16 protein-coding genes are annotated in these 17,982 nt (G+C 40.5%); 7 read left to right on the forward strand and 9 right to left on the reverse strand.

What is annotated here, in order from left to right:
- Positions 1-45: 45 nt before the first annotated feature.
- Positions 46-153: a YjcZ family sporulation protein gene (locus tag JNUCC51_RS15590; RefSeq protein WP_082172877.1), complete on the forward strand. Its 108-nt coding sequence runs from the start codon at positions 46-48 to the stop codon at positions 151-153.
- Between the two features lie 789 nt (positions 154-942).
- Here JNUCC51_RS15590 and JNUCC51_RS15600 read toward each other — a convergent pair.
- The 5 genes from JNUCC51_RS15600 to JNUCC51_RS15620 form a co-directional block, all read right to left on the reverse strand.
- Positions 943-1,488: a DUF3267 domain-containing protein gene (locus JNUCC51_RS15600; RefSeq protein WP_337988792.1), complete on the reverse strand. Its 546-nt coding sequence runs from the start codon at positions 1,486-1,488 to the stop codon at positions 943-945.
- 177 nt (positions 1,489-1,665) lie between these two features.
- Positions 1,666-2,226, reverse strand: a complete 561-nt coding sequence (locus JNUCC51_RS15605) for an HTH-type transcriptional regulator Hpr (protein ID WP_337992247.1) — start codon at positions 2,224-2,226, stop codon at positions 1,666-1,668.
- A 156-nt stretch (positions 2,227-2,382) separates the two neighbouring features.
- Entirely contained in the window at positions 2,383-2,778 is a 396-nt protein-coding gene (locus JNUCC51_RS15610; RefSeq protein ID WP_337988793.1) for a YtxH domain-containing protein, read from the reverse strand.
- A gap of 154 nt (positions 2,779-2,932) precedes the next feature.
- The gene (locus JNUCC51_RS15615) at positions 2,933-3,463 is read right to left on the reverse strand and encodes a tryptophan transporter (protein WP_100545042.1); all 531 of its coding nucleotides are present in this window, start codon (positions 3,461-3,463) and stop codon (positions 2,933-2,935) included.
- Between the two features lie 144 nt (positions 3,464-3,607).
- Positions 3,608-4,024, reverse strand: a complete 417-nt coding sequence (locus JNUCC51_RS15620) for an HIT family protein (RefSeq protein ID WP_049668933.1) — start codon at positions 4,022-4,024, stop codon at positions 3,608-3,610.
- 104 nt (positions 4,025-4,128) lie between these two features.
- Here JNUCC51_RS15620 and JNUCC51_RS15625 point away from each other — a divergent pair, with 104 nt between their 5' ends.
- Entirely contained in the window at positions 4,129-4,878 is a 750-nt protein-coding gene (locus JNUCC51_RS15625) for an ABC transporter ATP-binding protein (RefSeq protein ID WP_049668934.1), read from the forward strand.
- Entirely contained in the window at positions 4,862-6,046 is a 1,185-nt protein-coding gene (locus JNUCC51_RS15630; protein ID WP_337988794.1) for an ABC transporter permease, read from the forward strand. Before JNUCC51_RS15625 ends, JNUCC51_RS15630 begins: the two co-directional genes overlap by 17 nt.
- Positions 6,047-6,755: 709 nt before the next feature.
- Here JNUCC51_RS15630 and JNUCC51_RS15635 read toward each other — a convergent pair.
- The gene (locus JNUCC51_RS15635) at positions 6,756-7,916 is read right to left on the reverse strand and encodes an amidohydrolase (RefSeq protein ID WP_337988795.1); all 1,161 of its coding nucleotides are present in this window, start codon (positions 7,914-7,916) and stop codon (positions 6,756-6,758) included.
- Positions 7,917-8,109: 193 nt separating this feature from the next.
- Between JNUCC51_RS15635 and JNUCC51_RS15640 the strand changes: the two genes are divergently transcribed.
- Positions 8,110-8,394: a hypothetical protein gene (locus tag JNUCC51_RS15640; protein WP_337988796.1), complete on the forward strand. Its 285-nt coding sequence runs from the start codon at positions 8,110-8,112 to the stop codon at positions 8,392-8,394.
- On the opposite strand, the gene JNUCC51_RS15645 is transcribed toward JNUCC51_RS15640, so the two are convergent.
- Positions 8,391-8,909, reverse strand: coding sequence for an antibiotic biosynthesis monooxygenase family protein (locus JNUCC51_RS15645; RefSeq protein ID WP_337988797.1), 519 nt, complete (start codon positions 8,907-8,909; stop codon positions 8,391-8,393). The genes JNUCC51_RS15640 and JNUCC51_RS15645 overlap by 4 nt on opposite strands.
- Before the next feature lie 333 nt (positions 8,910-9,242).
- Between JNUCC51_RS15645 and hemE the strand changes: the two genes are divergently transcribed.
- The 3 genes from hemE (at position 9,243) to hemY (ending at position 12,829) form a co-directional block, all read left to right on the forward strand.
- Positions 9,243-10,292, forward strand: coding sequence for a uroporphyrinogen decarboxylase (gene hemE / locus JNUCC51_RS15650; RefSeq protein ID WP_337988798.1), 1,050 nt, complete (start codon positions 9,243-9,245; stop codon positions 10,290-10,292).
- A gap of 165 nt (positions 10,293-10,457) precedes the next feature.
- A complete protein-coding gene (gene hemH, locus JNUCC51_RS15655) occupies positions 10,458-11,378 on the forward strand; it encodes a ferrochelatase (protein WP_337988799.1) in 921 nt (306 codons plus the stop codon).
- Between the two features lie 14 nt (positions 11,379-11,392).
- Positions 11,393-12,829, forward strand: coding sequence for a protoporphyrinogen oxidase (gene hemY, locus JNUCC51_RS15660; protein ID WP_337988800.1), 1,437 nt, complete (start codon positions 11,393-11,395; stop codon positions 12,827-12,829).
- A 157-nt stretch (positions 12,830-12,986) separates the two neighbouring features.
- Here the strand turns inward: hemY and JNUCC51_RS15665 are convergent, their stop codons facing one another.
- Entirely contained in the window at positions 12,987-16,598 is a 3,612-nt protein-coding gene (locus tag JNUCC51_RS15665) for a beta strand repeat-containing protein (protein WP_337988801.1), read from the reverse strand.
- 177 nt (positions 16,599-16,775) lie between these two features.
- Entirely contained in the window at positions 16,776-17,861 is a 1,086-nt protein-coding gene (locus tag JNUCC51_RS15670; protein ID WP_337988802.1) for a glycosyltransferase family 2 protein, read from the reverse strand.
- Positions 17,862-17,982 lie beyond the last annotated feature (121 nt).

Here is a 17,982-nt window from a genome sequence, read left to right on the forward strand (position 1 = left end):
AAATTTTGAAGCGCATAGGATATATAAAAGAAAGGGGGTGAAGTTATGAGCAGCGGAGGATACGGTGGCGGCGGTGGCTACGGCTCAGGCTTTGCTTTATTAGTTGTGCTATTTATTTTATTAATTATTGTTGGTGCAGCGTTCCTATACTAATTAATAAAAAAAGACGAAAAGCTAAGGATTTTAGTGTCCTTAGCTTTTTTTACAATGTATGGCATTAGCGTCGCACGCTTGAGGTCACGTCCACAAAAATATCAGGGTTATCACAAAAGGTGTCCAATTTACCTCTGTACGTGCGCAAGGACGCGAATGCACTTTTCTTTTTAACTTCTTTCACCCCTAAGGTGTAAGATGAATGTAGATTTAAGATGCTTTTCGGCGGTCTTCCAAGATCCGTTGAAAAGAGGAACTCAGGCTATGAACTTCTCATCCTGTGAAAACGCCTGAGTGACCAAATTCGTATTGGCCTAAAACCTCCGGCAAATGTCACAGAATCGCAAAGGAGCGCTTAAAGGATGTTAGCCTTAAATCATCGTATCCATGCGATAACGGCTAACTGACCTGCATCGGTAAAAAACGCCACGTCCTGTGGCATTACCGAAATGACCGACATCGTGTCGGCCCAGGTGCAGGCTTAAGCACAAAGCCGATTCCGGTCGCAATTATGCCGAGGCATATTTGCTCTACTATACTGCATATAAAACTTCAATATAAAATGAGACAAGTAATATTGTTATAAGTATATTTATAGTTCGAAATACTTTTGGTTGTTTTTCTTCGGGAATTTCACGTCGCATGCACAGCGCATAAGTCATGCGGTTTATTTGAAATAAATAGAATACCGAGAATAGAACTACAATCATTAACAGCAAGTCTATTCCTCCCCTCTTTCAGTATTAATAGCATAACAAAAACCGTCGATAAAACACAAGTACAAGCAATTTAGTGAATAGTAGGTGGCACTAATATTTCATAACCCTTAGGAGTCTCCTCGATCTGCGAATCTTTAGGTGAGTTCAATAAATATTTCACATATAGAATATCAATTACACATAAACTACAATGGTAAGCTAAAAGTAATGAGCCGTAATGGGTATAGGCAGGGAATAGCAGTGTACCTAATATAATAGCTGTATTTAGAACAATAAATGGTGTAAGTAAAGCTAAAATATAACGATTTTTCGATAAAGGTTCACGGATACGCATGTGTAGTACAGGAATAACATAAAATTGAGTACGCACACGCAATTTTAAATGTTGTCGTAAATCATACAATGCTAGAAAGTGTAAGCATTTGTGGATTGGATAGATTGCAAATATAGTAATAACAAATAGCCAAAACCATTGATCTGTATAGTGCTCATCATTAAACAAATTAAATGTCACATAGGAAAGAGAAAAGGCAGTTAAGAAAACAATTACAGACATGATCATAATACGCGTTGTTCCGTAATGATGTTCAAGATTTAAAATTTTCCAACAGTGCATGATTATCAACTCCGTATGAATGGTCCTATCTAATGTAAATTGATTTATGCTAGAATGCAAGAAAAAGGAGGTATCTCAGAAAAAATCTGAAGTACCTCTTTAGCATGATTTTATAATCTTTCACGACCAATAAGTTATGGATTACGAACAACTGATTCTAAAAGCTTAAAGTCACTTTCATCCTTTTACAGTTGAACGTTCTTCTATCGTGTCAAAGGAATCACGGAAGTGCTGGAAAGAGCGCTCAAAAATGTCGATGAAGTCCTCACCGTATATATTGCGAATAACAGCCATAACATCTAAAAATTCTGGGAAGCGACCGTATAGGTCTTTTAATGCTAATGAGCCTTCTAGTACAGAATGAAACGTATTATGATAATTACTATTCATTTCAACAATAAGTTCTGTACCTGCTTCTGTTAACTCAACGTACGTATTACGTTTGTCGTCATCCCGTTTTGAAAACTTAAGGAATCCACGTTCTTCTAATTTTTTTGAAAAATTAAATGCTGTGGAGACGTGCATAACCCCGAATTTCGCTACATCAGAAATTGATGCCCCTTTTAAATGATACGAAATCCATAATATATGATGTTCGTTAATATTTAAATCGTAGGGTTTAATCCATTGCTGCCAATCTTTTTCTACTGCTTTCCATAAAGCTTTTGATAATTGCGCAATTCTTTGACTATAAAGCATCGCTTCTTTTTGAGTGTATAATTCCTCTGACAAAGCCATCACCTACTGCTTTCTTTAACATTTTAAAAATATTATAGCAATAAAGGAAAAAAGTTTAAAGTTAGAAAAATTAAAAAATTGAAAAGCGGTTAAAAAATAACATTATAGAGAATGGATTTGATAAAAATGTAGTTTTTTTATCAGTGCACAAGGACTTTAGTCGTTAATTTTTTCTTGCGGTTTTTTCTTTTTTTCTGTAAATTGTGCAACGTTTTTCTCGATTTCGTTCAACGAATTCTGTAATGCTTCTATTTCTTGTTGCAAGTTATTTTTTGACGGTTCGATTTCTTCAGTAAATGTAGTAATAGTTTGTTTTAAATCATTTATTATTAGTGGTATATTATTTTTTATTTCATTTGTGAGTGAGTTAACGGATTGTTTAACTGTGCCTGCTTGTTGTTTTACATCTAAAAGCTTGTCCTTTGTACTTGTAGCATTTGCTCGTAAATTAGCACGTAATTGTTGTCCTGATTGAGGAGTCGAAAAAAGTACAGCGATTGTACCGCCTACAATCCCAGCTGACAATCCAAATAAAAATGGTTTTGCTTTCATATTGAATACCTCATTTCTGTAATGATCATTTGTTATTTACTATTAAACCATGAAATGCACATTTACAAAAAGAAAAAAGAAACTAAACGAGTGATTTTGTATCACAGTTTAGTTTCCTTTGAGATTGAACATGCATTTTCTAAACAAATGCACCTTAAATTGAAATAGCTGTTTGGAATTTAGAACGCTTCACTAATTTTGCAACTATAGGATAAATAATTGCAAAAGCAATAACATTAAATACTACTGCAGGTAATACAACGCCCACAAACAGTACAGCGAATGTTGCACCAACATTTGCATTGAATACAAAAAGTGCTACTGCTAAAAAGACAATTCCAGATAAAACTGTTCCTAAACCAACTAAGACAGCTGATACAGCGAAGTTGCTTGCCAATTTTTTTAACACCATTAAGGCAGCTAAAAAGACAAAGCCTGTTACTGCTTTATCGATAATATTTGGAACAAGACCAGCTGGGAACGTTGTAAATAATCCTGAAAGTACACCTGTTGCTAAAGAAAGTAAGAACGTTTCTTTAATAGTGGGGAACAATAAAATGCCAATAAACATCATTGTTAGCATGAAATCAGGCTTCATGCCGTTTACCATACCTGGTGTGACCACATAAAGGGTAGCACCAACACCAACTAAAAGTGCCATTAATACCAAATTTTTCGTATTCATTTCTAATCTCTCCTCGACTATGCTAATCTTTTTGTCTCCTAACGTGTCCTCATGACCGTTAGCGAAACTTATTTGTGATTGTACGCTATAAATTGAAAAAATGCAATATACAATTCTGACAATTAGAGCGTGGCAAAATTTCAATTACTTAAGGTTAGCTTTAATGTTTTCAGCAACTTCAGTTAATTGCTCTGGTGTATATTTTTGTGTTTGCCAAATTAAGCCCAAGCCTTCTTTTTCATCGTAACGCGGAATAAAATGTAAGTGATAGTGGAAAACAGTTTGTCCAGCTGCAGCACCATTATTATTAATGGTATTAAGTCCAATTGGATTAAAAGCAGCCTTAATAGCGTTTGCAATTTTCGGTGCTACTGCATATAAATTACGAGCTACATCCTCGGGCATTTCGAAAATGTCTTTACAGTGATGTTTGGGAATTAATAGTGTATGACCTTTTGCTACGGGAGAAATGTCAGTAAATGCATAGACATGCTCGTCTTCATATATTTTTGTACTTGGAATAGATCCATCAATGATTTTGCAAAATAGGCAATCGCTCATTTGAAAATTCCTCCTTATTTTATATGTAAGTACATTCTATCATACTCATAACTGTATCATTTGCTAATTTTTGATAAAATATAAACTAGAAGAGGAGTGAGGGCATGACGGTATTAGAGGTACAACATGTGACAGGTGGATATACAAGAAAGCCTGTTATTAAAGATTTATCATTTACAATTGAAAAAGGAGAGCTTGTTGGCTTAATAGGCTTGAACGGCGCTGGTAAAAGTACGACGATTAAGCATATCATCGGAACAATGCTGCCAAAAGAAGGGGACATTCGTTTAAATGGTGTGACGTTAAAGGAAAATACGGACAAGTATCGTACAGCATTTTCCTATATTCCTGAAACACCTGTATTATACGATGAGCTAACATTACGTGAACATTTAGAATTAACCGCAATGGCTTACGGTCTAGATGAAGCAACACTTGCAGCCCGTTCACAAATATTATTAAAAGAATTTAGAATGGAAAAGCGACTTAATTGGTTCCCTTCGCATTTCTCAAAAGGGATGCGTCAAAAGGTTATGATAATGTGTGCCTTTTTAGTCAATCCAAGTCTTTACATTATTGATGAGCCTTTTGTGGGGCTCGATCCACTTGGGATTCAATCGTTGCTTGATCAGATGGATGAAAAGAAAAAAGAGGGCGCTTCTATATTAATGTCCACGCACATTTTATCGACAGCTGAAAAGCATTGTGACCGCATAATTTTATTGCATGAAGGACGTGTGCGGGCACAAGGAACAATGGAGGATTTACGCAAGGCATTTGCGATGCCACATGCGACATTGGATGATTTATATATTGCAATGACAAAGGAGCGCGACCATGAAGAACTTGCGTGATGTATGGTCCTCTCGCTTCATGCACTATATAGGTGAAGTGCAAAAATATATGCGATTTATTTTTACAGGGCATTTAGCGATCGTACTAGTATTTCTTATCGGAGCAGGGGGCTATCAATATAGTGAATGGCTGAAAATTGTGCAATCTGATTTTCCAGCAGAGGTATTAATCGCATTATTTGTAGGGGTTTTACTTGCGTTTAGTCGTCCAACTTCACTTTTGAGAGAGCCAGACCAAGTGTATTTATTACCTTTAGAATCAAAAATGTCACAGTATTTCAAAAAGGCAAAAGCGTGGACGTTTTGGTCACAGGTGTGGATTGTGGCAATTGTTTATATTGTTAGTATCCCTTTATTAAAGGCTGTTACTGAATTAACTACATTTGAAATTTGGTCAGTGTTTCTACTTATTATTATATTGAAGTATTTGAGCGTTCAGGGTGAATTTAGCTATCGTTATAGTGAACGCGGTCAAATGATTTGGGTGGACAGGCTAATTCGAGCTGTTATCTTTAGTGTTGCTGTTTACATGGGGCTTCATATGCAGCTTATTTTAGCTATTGTTGCTGCTGTTATTGGGTGTGTATATATTGTAATATTTAGAAAAAAATGTGCGGGCGAGCCTGTCCCATACGAGCATTTTGTGAAGCTAGAACAAAATCGTATGATGAGCTTCTATCGTTTTGCTAATTACTTCACAGACGTGCCACATTTACGTGGTAGCATTCGTCGTCGAGGTTGGCTTGACTGGCTTTACAAATTTGTGTCATACAACAAAGACAATACTCAAAAGTACTTGGTGTTCCGTACATTCATCCGAACAGATGATCATTTTTATTTATGGCTCCGTTTAACAGTGATTTCAGCTGTTATTGCGGCCTTTGTAGATATCCCAGTCGTTTCATGGATTGTTGCAGGTGCATTGAGCTTTGCTACAACTATACAATTAAAATCGGCTTTATTATCAAGTGGTGAATTCCGTATGGACATGCTTTATCCTTTACCTGATGAAGCACGCAAAGTAGCAGTCAATCAAATTGTGCGTCTTGCGATGATAACTCAAGCTATTATTGTTGGTCTATGTAGTATCACACAGCCAATGTTCTATTTAACTTTTATTATCATTTTGGTTATTAGTGAATTGACGGCTAAGGTCTCAAAACCTTGAAAAAAGATTAATTTTGGATAATCACCAAGAGTGGAAAAATGTTTTGATTGCGACTTCTTGGGGATCCTATCGGAAGTCCCGCAGTTGGAACGGAAAACATGGCATTGCTGTTATTAACTCTTTTAGCGGAAGACTCCCACCTCTATAGGTGATGAGATGAATGCGGGTTTAAGTTCTCTTCAGCGGGTATACAAACATCCGCTGAAATAGAGGAGCTCAATCTAAGAACGCCACGTCCTGTGGCAACGACTGAGTGACCAACTTTGTGCTGTGTTGCCGCTGCCGCTATGCTTTCGCGCAGTTAAAACCCTTTTGCTGTCGCTACGCTTTCGCACAGACAAAAACACGCTGCTGCCGCTTTGCTTTCGTGCAACAAACATCTGTACCTGTCGCTACGCTTTCGGTACAAAAAACATCTGTTGGCCTAAAGCCCCCAGCGGATGTCACGGAAATCGGAAAGGAGTTAATGAAGGATGTTAGCCTAAAATCATCGCATCCATGCGATAACGGCTAACTGACCTGCATCCTGTTGTTGCTGTCGCTTCGCTTTCGCACAGACAAAAACACTTTGCTGCCGCTACGCTTTCGCACAAAAAACATTTGCAGGCCTAAGCACAAAGCCGATCCCGGACGCAATTATGCCGAGGCATAATTGATATTAATAAAGCTCATTTCTCCAAGTCTTTTATTGGAGAAATGAGCTTATTTTTTATTCTATTAATTGATAGTCTAATGCTGCCGTTATTAACACCTTTGCAGCAATGAGCATACCTTTTTCATCTATATCGAATTTTGGATGATGATGTGGTGCATATTCAGCTGGCTTGGCTCCAGTAAAGAAGAATGTACCTGGCTTTTCCTCTAAATAGTAAGAGAAATCTTCAGCTCCCATACTTGCTTCAACTTCAGCAACATCGCAAATATCCTGTGCGATATTACGCACAAATAGTGTTTCCTTCTCATGATTTACAACTGCAGGGTAGCCTCGACGATAATCCAGTTCAATTGTACAATCATGCGCAATTTCTGTACCTTGGATAACCCGTTTAAATTCACGTTCCATCGTTTCACGAACATCCTTATTAAATGTTCGGATTGTGCCATTTAAATAGGCTGTATCGGCAATAATATTGTCAGCATTAGATGCTACGAATGAACCAACTGATAAAACAGCCGATTCGATTGGGTCAACACGACGTGCAACCAGCTGTTGTAAATTCATAACAAGCTGAGAGCCAATAATGATCGCATCCTTTGTTTGATGCGGATGAGCACCGTGACCGCCCTGACCTTGAATTTTCATTTCAAAACTATCAACAGCAGCCATCGTTGGACCGACGCGGTAGCCAATCATACCTGTTGGATGGTTAGATGATAGATGTGTACCAAAAATAGCATCAACGCCATTCAAAGCTCCAGCCTGTACCATCCCAATTGCTCCACCTGGATCAGTCTCTTCAGCATGCTGATGAATTAGTACATATTCTCCTGCTAATTCATCGCGCATTTCCCACAATAGCTTACCGATAATTAACAAAGTAGCTGTATGACCATCATGCCCACAAGCATGCATAACGCCAGACACAGTTGATTTGTATGGTACATCTTTTTCATCTTGAATAGGCAGCGCATCAAAGTCTGCACGTAAGGCAATCGTTTTGCCAGGCTTGCTTCCTTGAATCCGTGCAATTAAACCGTAGCCACTAACATTAGCTTCAACAGGCACGCCTAGATTTTCGTAAAATTGAATAATATAGTTAGCAGTTTCTTGCTCCTGGAAGCTTAGCTCCGGATGCATATGTAGATGACGACGAATCGCCACCATTTCATCAAAATGGGCATCAATCTTTTCAAGTAGATGTTGGTTCACAGTAAAACCTCCTTAAACAGATTATCCTAGATTTTTATTAATAGCATAATAGTTTCACTAACTGGATAAACCGCGGGTCAGCTTTAAAACCCACGGAAGGGAAGTAAATACACGCGCACTCGGGGAATACTCGCGAAACCGAGTGGAATACTCTAGGAAGAGCAGCGAATACTCGCGAAACCGAGTGGAATACTTGCGGAAGAGCAGCGAATACTCGCGAAACCGAGTGGAATACTCGCGGAAGAGCAGCCGATACTCGCGAATCCGAGTGAAATACTCGCGGAAGAGCAGCAAATACTCGCGAAACCGAGTGGAATACTCGCGGAAGAGCAGCAAATACTCGCGAAACCGAGTGGAATACTCGCGGAAGAGCAGCCGATACTCGCGAAACCGAGTGGAATACCTGCGGAAGAGCAGCGAATACCCCCGCACACAAGGAGGATACCTGCCGAAAGCTGTGAATCCTCGCCCTAACTAATCTTCGTTTTCTTCTTTTGGAGCAGCGCTATAGGTAGTGACATAGGAAGCTGCTGAGAAAATATTCTGCTGATTCACACCTGTTGGTTCTTTACGTTCAGCGTGTGCGGATGCAAAGGCCTTTGAGCTTTTCCATGCTTCAAACGAATGAGGGCCGTTCCATTGTGTCATGACAATGTATGTTTCACTATTTAATGGACGAAGTAGTCGAAATGCTACAAAGCCTGGCTCGTCTTCTATAGCACGTGCTCGATTTAAAAAGCGATGTTCAAAAACTGGTCGACCTTCATCTGTAACGGGGATATTGTTGAATACAAAGAAGCCACGTTCTTCTAAATTATTTACTGAATCCAGCACTTCAAACTTTCGAGGTGTGGCAAAAACAGATTTTCCTTCGGTTTCATGGATAAGCACTGAGTTACCTTCACCGTGGATTAAAATCATTTCCTCGTTTCGATATTTATTCTTTAGTTGTTCTAAAAAATCACCTGTTCCAGAAGTTAAATAAATATACATAAAATTGCCCTCCTTATGAATGTTCATCTTTTGGCAGAAATGAATTGTACTAGCACAATTCAAAATCCGGACGCACTGTTTATTTGTGCGGAAGCAACAATTACACCAAGGCGAAATTGCTAATAGCATACAGCGTTATTTATCTCCATTTAAGTGGAAGTCTAAAGCTTTGTCAAAAAAGAAATCCCATAGAAAGAACAATTTTATGACATTTCCCTATGAAAACTATACAATAACAGAGGAAGCGTTTACTATTGAAAACGGATATCAATAATAACGGAATAAACAAGAGAATTTTACGATATGAATTTTATTGAGGGGAAGGAACTATTCATGACAACTTTTAATGATACTCTTCTACGTGCTGCACGAGGAGAAAGAACTGAACATACACCAGTATGGTATATGCGACAAGCAGGGCGCTCTCAACCAGAATATCGTGCGATTAAAGAAAAGTATTCTTTAGAGGAAATTACACTTCAACCTGAGCTTTGTGCATATGTAACTCGATTACCAGTAGAAAATTACAATGTTGATGCAGCGATTTTATACAAAGATATAGTTACACCACTTCCTGGTATTGGGGTAGATGTAAAAATCAAAGCAGGTGTAGGTCCTGTAATTTCAAATCCTATTCGCTCAATCGCTGATATAGAAAAACTAGGCGAATTCAATGCTAAAGAACATACACCGTACGTTTTAGAAACGATAAAAATGTTAACTGAGGAACAACTGAATGTACCTCTAATCGGCTTTGCAGGTGCACCATTTACTCTCGCAAGCTATATGATTGAAGGTGGTCCTTCAAGAAACTATAATAAAACAAAATCATTTATGGTATCAGAGCCTCAAGCTTGGTTTGCATTAATGGACAAATTAGCTGATATGATTATTTCTGATATTTCTGCTCAAGTAGAAGCGGGAGCAAAAGCTATCCAAATATTTGACTCTTGGGTTGGTGCTTTAAATGTTGAAGATTATCGTGTTTTCATTAAACCGATTATGACACGTATTTTTGCTGAGCTGAAAAAAGAAAATGTGCCACTTATTCAGTTTGGAGTAGGTGCAAGTCATTTAGCGAAAGAGTGGAATGATTTACCTGTTGATGTTGTTGGCTTAGATTGGCGTTTACCAATTAAAGAAGCACGTGCAAACGGTATAACTAAACCAGTACAAGGTAATTTAGATCCATCACTATTACTTGCTGATTGGTCAATTATTGAAAAACGCACAAAAGACATTATCGATCAAGGCTTAGAAATGCCAGGACATATTTTCAACTTAGGTCATGGTGTATTCCCAGAGGTAGACCCAGCAGTGTTGAAACGTTTAACAGCTCTTGTTCATGAGTATAGTGCCCAACAAATCCAAGCACGCTCTTAATATAGATCGAACAAGACATTAACTCTCATAATTCTTTTCTATGAACGATATCTCGTTTTCATCGTAGAAAGGGTGCTGTCCAACCTAATGAATTGGACAGCTTCTTTTTGTCACATACTGTACGATTAAAGATATATTTAATTATTATTTAGAGGTGAAAAGGTAATGAAAGAAGTTAAAGGCTTATTAGTTATGGCATACGGAACACCCTATAAAGAAGAAGACATCGAACCTTACTATACGCATATTCGCCACGGTCGCAAACCATCAGAAGAGCATTTAGAAGATTTACGCGGTCGTTATGAGGCAATCGGTGGTTTATCACCACTTGCTGCTGCTACAAAAGCGCAGGCTGAGGCTTTATGTGCACGCTTGAATGAAGTGCAAGATAATGTGGAATATAAATTATTTATCGGCTTAAAGCATATTCACCCATTCATTGAAGATGCTGTGGAAGGAATGGTAGCAGAAGGTATTAAAGAAGCAGTTTCTATCGTATTAGCTCCTCACTTCTCAACATTCTCCATTAAATCATATAATGGTCGTGCAACAGAAGCGGCTGGAGATCGATTAACAATTACTTCTGTAGAATCTTGGTATGATGAACCAAAATTCATCGAGTATTGGAAAATGAAAGTGAATGAAACGTTTAATGCAATGTCTGATGAAGAACGTGAAAAAGCATGTTTAATCGTATCTGCACATTCACTTCCAGAGAAAATTAAAGAGCTAGGCGATCCATATGAAGATCAATTAATTGAGACGGCTCGACTAATTAAAGAAGCAACAGGTGTAAATAATGTAGAAGTTGGCTGGCAATCAGCAGGACAAACACCTGAGCCATGGATCGGTCCAGATGTTCAAGACTTAACTCGTGAACTTTATGAGCAAAAGGGCTTCCGTTCTTTCGTTTATACGCCAGTTGGCTTTGTAACAGAACATTTAGAAGTTTTATATGACAACGATTATGAATGTAAAGTTGTTTGTGATGAACTTGGCGCGAAATATTATCGTCCAGCAATGCCAAATACACACCCGTTATTTATTGATGCAATGGTTGATGCCATTCATAAAAAATTAAGCTAAGCGAAAAGAAAGTGATGATGTTGGTGACTCAGAAAAGACGAAAGGTAGTTGTTGTAGGCGGTGGTATTACTGGCCTCACAGCTGCGTTCTATTTGCAAAAAGAAGCAAGCGCAAAAGAATTGCCGTTAGATATCGTACTTGTCGAGTCGTCATTACGTCTTGGCGGAAAAATACAAACACTGAGAAAAGATGGCTTTATTATCGAGCGAGGTCCAGAATCTTTTTTTGATCGTGAGAACTATGTATATGCTCTGGCAAAGGATTTAGGCATTGAACAGGAAATGATTACAAGCAATACAGGACCGACTTACGTTGCCGTTGGTAGTCAATTGTATCCAATCCCAAGTAGTCTTTTGTCCGGGGCAACACCACATGTTTCGTCATTTATTACATCAGGATTGTTTTCACTTAGCGGGAAAGTTCGTGCGGCGGGGGATTTTTTCATCCCTCGTTCTGCACAGAATGATGACCAACCATTAGGGCGATTTTTTAGAAGAAGATTCGGTGCTGAAATTGTAGAAAATCTAGTAGAGCCACTACTTGCAGGAACATTTGCTGGTGATATTGAGCAGTTAAGCATGCGCTCTACATTCCCACAGCTCTATGGATTAGAGCAGAAATATCGTAGCCTACTTATTGGTATGAAAAAGTCTGGTACGAATTTTTTAAGTAACAAACCCAATACGAAAGATAAGGGGATTTTTCAAACATTTAATGATGGTCTGGAGACACTTATCGAAAAACTCGAAGAATCACTACTTCCTGGGACAGTTATGAAGGGTGTTAAAGTTGAGGAGATTGAGCATGGCAAGGATGGGACTGTCCAAGTTGTGTTAAACAATTTTACACAATTAAAAGCAGATGCTGTTATTATTGCTACACCATTTAATGTGGCGAGAAAAATGTTCAGTAAACACCAGTTATTAAATGAATTGAGTACGATGAAGGCAGCAACTATTGCTACTGTGACAATGGCATTTAAAAAAGATCAGTTAGGTGATCTAGATGCGTTATCATTTTTTGTCTCCCGAAATAGTGATTTTTCAATAACTTCTTGTACTTGGATTAACCGTAAGTGGCCTGGCACAGCGCCAGATGATTATGTGCTGTTACGCAGTTATATTGGCCGAGTAGGCGACGAGGCAATTGTAGCGTTATCTGATACAGAAATTGAAAAGACTGTATTGCAGGATTTAATGAAAACAATTGGTGTAGATGGAGAACCGTTTATGACTGTAGTTTCGCGCTGGAAAAATGCCATGCCACAGTATACGGTAGGACATGAGGCTAAGGTTGAACGTTCAAAGCAAGAATTACGTGAACATTTTCCGACTGTTAAGCTCTCGGGGAGTTCCTTCGAAGGAATATCAATACCTGAGTGCGTTGAGCAAGGTAAAAATGTTGCTGAAGAAATGTTGAAGGAAATGTTCGGGGATTCTTGTGAGAAATAAATGGTTATCAGTAAGTAGTACAAACTTGTAGATCAGTGTTTGTACTACTTTTTTATTTTGAAATTTGAATAGTGCAAAGTTCTAAATTGCACAAGTAAGATGTCTCAAAGTAAAAACTGGGAAAGTAAGTTTTTACTTTCCCAGTAAAGATTTAATGCTATGAAATTCGGTGACATGACCATACAATACCGCCAGAGTTAGCTCCTCCAAGAGTAAGCCCTATCGTTAAACCGTTAGCATTGTAGAATAAATCAATGGTATCACCTGCATTTAACTCGACTTCTCCAGCCAATGTTACTGTCCCATTACCAAGGATAGTGCGTAAATTCAATACGGCAACAATATTTACATTTAATAAAGGGAATAGCCCGCTTATTAAACTTGTTGCTGCGTTTCTGCGAATTTCAAATGATGGATTGATGCCAGCCCCTAAGCCAACGGTAATTACTGCAGTAGTTGAGTAGTTGATTGTTGCTTCAAAAGCGTATCTTCCGGTTGTTGGAACAGTGAAAATTCCGGTCACTGGATTGAATGCTGGTGTTGTGAAATATGGAGCTGCAACACTCCAGTTAGTAATTGTAGTAGAAGCGCTTACTGTTAAACCATTAACGAAAGCTGAGAAACCTTCTGTAAATGCTGGTCCGGTAATCCCAGTAATCCCAGTAACTCCGGTAAAGCCAGTCGCGCCTGTAATGCCAGTAGCTCCAGTAGTGCCTGTTGTTCCAGTAGCCCCAGTGACACCAGTGGAACCGGTAGCCCCAGTAACACCAGTAGCTCCAGTGATACCAGTAACGCCAGTAGAACCGGTAACTCCGGTAGCCCCAGTGACACCAGTAGAGCCAGTAACCCCAGTAGCTCCAGTGATACCAGTAGCCCCAGTAACTCCGGTAGCCCCAGTGATACCAGTAGCCCCAGTAACTCCGGTAGCCCCAGTGACACCAGTAACGCCAGTAGAACCGGTAACTCCAGTAGCCCCAGTGACACCAGTAACACCAGTAACACCAGTAACACCAGTAACACCAGTAACACCAGTAACACCAGTAACACCAGTAACACCAGTAACACCAGTAACACCAGTAACACCAGTAACACCAGTAACACCAGTAACACCAGTAACACCAGTAACACCAGTAACACCAGTAACACCAGTAACACCAGTAACACCAGTAACACCAGTAACACCAGTAACACCAGTAACACCAGTAACACCAGTAACACCAGTAACACCAGTAACACCAGTAACACCAGTAACACCAGTAACACCAGTAACACCAGTAACACCAGTAACACCAGTAACACCAGTAACACCAGTAACACCAGTAACACCAGTAACACCAGTAACACCAGTAACACCAGTAACACCAGTAACACCAGTAACACCAGTAACACCAGTAACACCAGTAACACCAGTAACACCAGTAACACCAGTAACACCAGTAACACCAGTAACACCAGTAACACCAGTAACACCGGTAACTCCGGTTGCACCAGTCACACCAGTAGCCCCAGTAGCTCCAGTAGCCCCAGTGACACCAGTGACACCAGTAACGCCAGTAACACCAGTAACACCGGTAGCCCCAGTGTCCCCAGTAACGCCAGTAGCCCCAGTAACTCCGGTAACCCCAGTAACGCCAGTAGCCCCAGTAACTCCGGTAACCCCGGTAACCCCGGTAACCCCAGTAACCCCAGTAATCCCAGTAGAACCGGTAACTCCGGTTGCACCAGTCACACCAGTAGCCCCAGTGACACCAGTAGAACCTGTAGCCCCAGTAGAACCTGTAGCCCCAGTAGAACCTGTAGCCCCAGTGACACCAGTAGAGCCAGTGACACCAGTAGAGCCAGTAACACCAGTAGCTCCAGTGATACCAGTAGCCCCAGTGACACCAGTAGAGCCAGTAACACCAGTAACACCAGTAACACCGGTAACTCCGGTTGCACCAGTAACACCAGTAGCCCCAGTAGCTCCAGTAGCCCCAGTGACACCAGTGACACCAGTAACGCCAGTAACTCCAGTAACGCCGGTAGCCCCAGTGTCCCCAGTAACTCCGGTAACCCCAGTAACACCAGTAGCCCCAGTAACTCCGGTAACCCCGGTAACCCCAGTAACCCCAGTAGAACCGGTAACTCCGGTTGCACCAGTCACACCAGTAGCCCCAGTCGCTCCAGTAGCCCCAGTGACACCAGTAACGCCAGTAGAACCGGTAACTCCAGTAGCCCCAGTGTCACCAGTAACACCAGTAACTCCGGTAGCCCCAGTAACCCCGGTAGCTCCAGTGATACCAGTAGCCCCAGTGACACCAGTAGCTCCAGTGATACCAGTAGAACCAGTAACACCAGTAGCGCCAGTGATACCAGTAGCGCCAGTGATACCAGTAGCCCCAGTAACCCCAGTAGCCCCAGTAACCCCAGTAACCCCAGTAACACCAGTAACACCAGTAGCCCCATTGACACCAGTAGAGCCAGTAACACCAGTAGCTCCAGTGATACCAGTAGAGCCAGTAACACCAGTAACACCAGTAACACCAGTAACACCAGTAACACCAGTAACACCAGTAACACCAGTAACACCAGTAACACCAGTAACACCAGTAACACCAGTAACACCAGTAACACCAGTAGCTCCAGTGATACCAGTAACACCAGTAACACCAGTAACACCAGTAACACCAGTAACACCAGTAACACCAGTAACACCAGTAACACCAGTAACCCCAGTAACACCAGTAACACCAGTAACACCAGTAACACCAGTAACACCAGTAACACCAGTAACACCAGTAACACCAGTAACACCAGTAACACCAGTAACACCAGTAACACCAGTAACACCAGTAACACCAGTAACACCAGTAACTCCTGTAGCCCCAGTAACACCGGTAGCTCCAGTGATACCAGTAGCCCCAGTAACTCCTGTAGCCCCAGTAGCCCCAGTGACACCAGTAACGCCAGTAGAACCAGTAACTCCTGTAGCCCCAGTGACACCAGTAGAACCTGTAGCACCAGTAGAACCAGTAGCCCCAGTGACCCCAGTAACCCCAGTAACCCCAGTAACCCCAGTAACCCCAGTAACCCCAGTAACCCCAGTAACCCCAGTAACCCCAGTAACCCCAGTAACCCCAGTAACCCCAGTAACCCCAGTAACCCCAGTAACCCCAGTAACCCCAGTAACCCCAGTAACCCCAGTAACCCCAGTAACCCCAGTAACCCCAGTAACCCCAGTAACACCAGTAGAGCCAGTAGCCCCAGTAACTCCTGTCGCCCCAGTAGCCCCAGTAACCCCAGTGACACCAGTAGAACCGGTAGCCCCAGTAGAGCCAGTAACCCCAGTAGCTCCAGTGACGCCAGTAGCACCGCGTGCCCCGGTAGCCCCAGTAGCTCCAGTGACGCCAGTAGCCCCGCGTGCCCCGGTAGAGCCGGTAGCCCCAGTGACGCCAGTAGCACCGCGTGCCCCGGTAGCTCCAGTGACGCCAGTAGCACCGCGTGCCCCGGTAGAGCCGGTAGCCCCAGTGACGCCAGTAGCACCGCGTGCCCCGGTAGAGCCGGTAACCCCAGTGACGCCAGTAGCACCGCGTGCCCCGGTAGAGCCGGTAGCTCCAGTGACGCCAGTAGCCCCGGTCGCGCCAGTCGCACCGGTACTTCCTGTAGGACCAGTTTTTCCAGTAGGTTTAACTGGCCAAATAGGACAGCTTTGAGCGGCGCAAGGACTACAACAACATGGGAATGTATTGCATTTGCTGCAAATGCTATCTTTAAATTTTCCAAAATGCATTGTTTCACCTCCTCTCTCAAAATATCGTATTCATAGAGGGAAAAGGCGAAATAGACAGTTAACTCCTTGGTTTCTTAAAAATATCGAAAGTGATAAAAGTATTTTTATTCAATGTATAGTTATAACCTAATACTAGAATTAAAAAATTATCTCAATTCCCATGAATATAGAAGAAAATTAAGATTTTTCATTACCCTTATTTAAAATACGATCAAGATATGTTTTATTGTGCAGTATTCTTTCATCATTTGGTAAAAAGGATCTGGCTAATTCATTATGTGCGTTGGCAGTTTCATATTGTTGTAACCGATCAAAGAGGACACAAAGTTGTAAATGAGGCAACCATGTTGTAAAGGTTTTATTTTGAAAAGGGGCGTTAGGATTTTGCTTGATGAGAAGTGCTTGTTCATACCAAAATATTGCTTCATAGTTTTTGGCTTGTTCCATAAAATGAAAACCGAGTCTACAGCACGCTTCTGGACGTGGAATGTCATATTCAAAGCTTCTTAAAATGGAACTTAAATTATTTTCTGTATCATTTATATGAGAATAACAATCTGCTAATTTGAAACAGGCTCGAATATTATCTTCTACCCAGCCTAGTTTAGAAGTTAAAAACGTTTCATAGTAAAATATTGCATCCTCAAATTGTCCATGATCTAGTAATTCGTTTGCATAATAAAATGTATCTCTTGGAGAGAGTGGTTCTCCTGATTCAACTAATTGCTTATAGATGTTAATATTCCGCGTATGATCATGACTAAGTGGTAAATGGCTGACAGCAATATTACTATCCAATAGGCTTCCACCGACTTCTAAATATTCGTGTACGGCACCTATCCATTGGAATTGTTTATCTTTTCTTACTAAGCGATATCGTCTTAATAGAGAACTTACATTTCCTTCATTATCAAAGCTTAAATTATAATTCATCGAAACGGCATCTATATCAAGAGTTAAGGCTTCTTTTAGTGCTTTAAATTTTTCCTGATCCTCCTCTAATAATACGTCGTCCGCATCTAGCCATAAAATATACTCTTTTGTTGCTTGTTGGAATGAAAAATTTCTTGCAGCTGCAAAATGATGAATCCACTCAAAATCAAAAATACGATCTGTAAACTGTTTCACAATTTGCTTCGTATTGTCGGTAGAGCCTGTATCTATGATATTAATCTCATCGACTAAGTCTTTTACAGATGCTAGACATCTACCGATGACATCTTCTTCATTTTTCACAATCATACATAAGCTGATTGACACCATAAAGTTGATTCCTCCTCACCATAATCTATGTAGTATATGTGCTACTATAATTTTGGGGTTGGATAAATGCTCGTAGATGTTGCATTACATAATAATAATTGTGAAATTTGCTTATTTTCTT

The sequence above is a fragment of the Lysinibacillus sp. JNUCC 51 genome (assembly GCF_015999525.1).
Taxonomy (GTDB): Bacteria; Bacillota; Bacilli; order Bacillales_A; family Planococcaceae; genus Lysinibacillus; species Lysinibacillus xylanilyticus.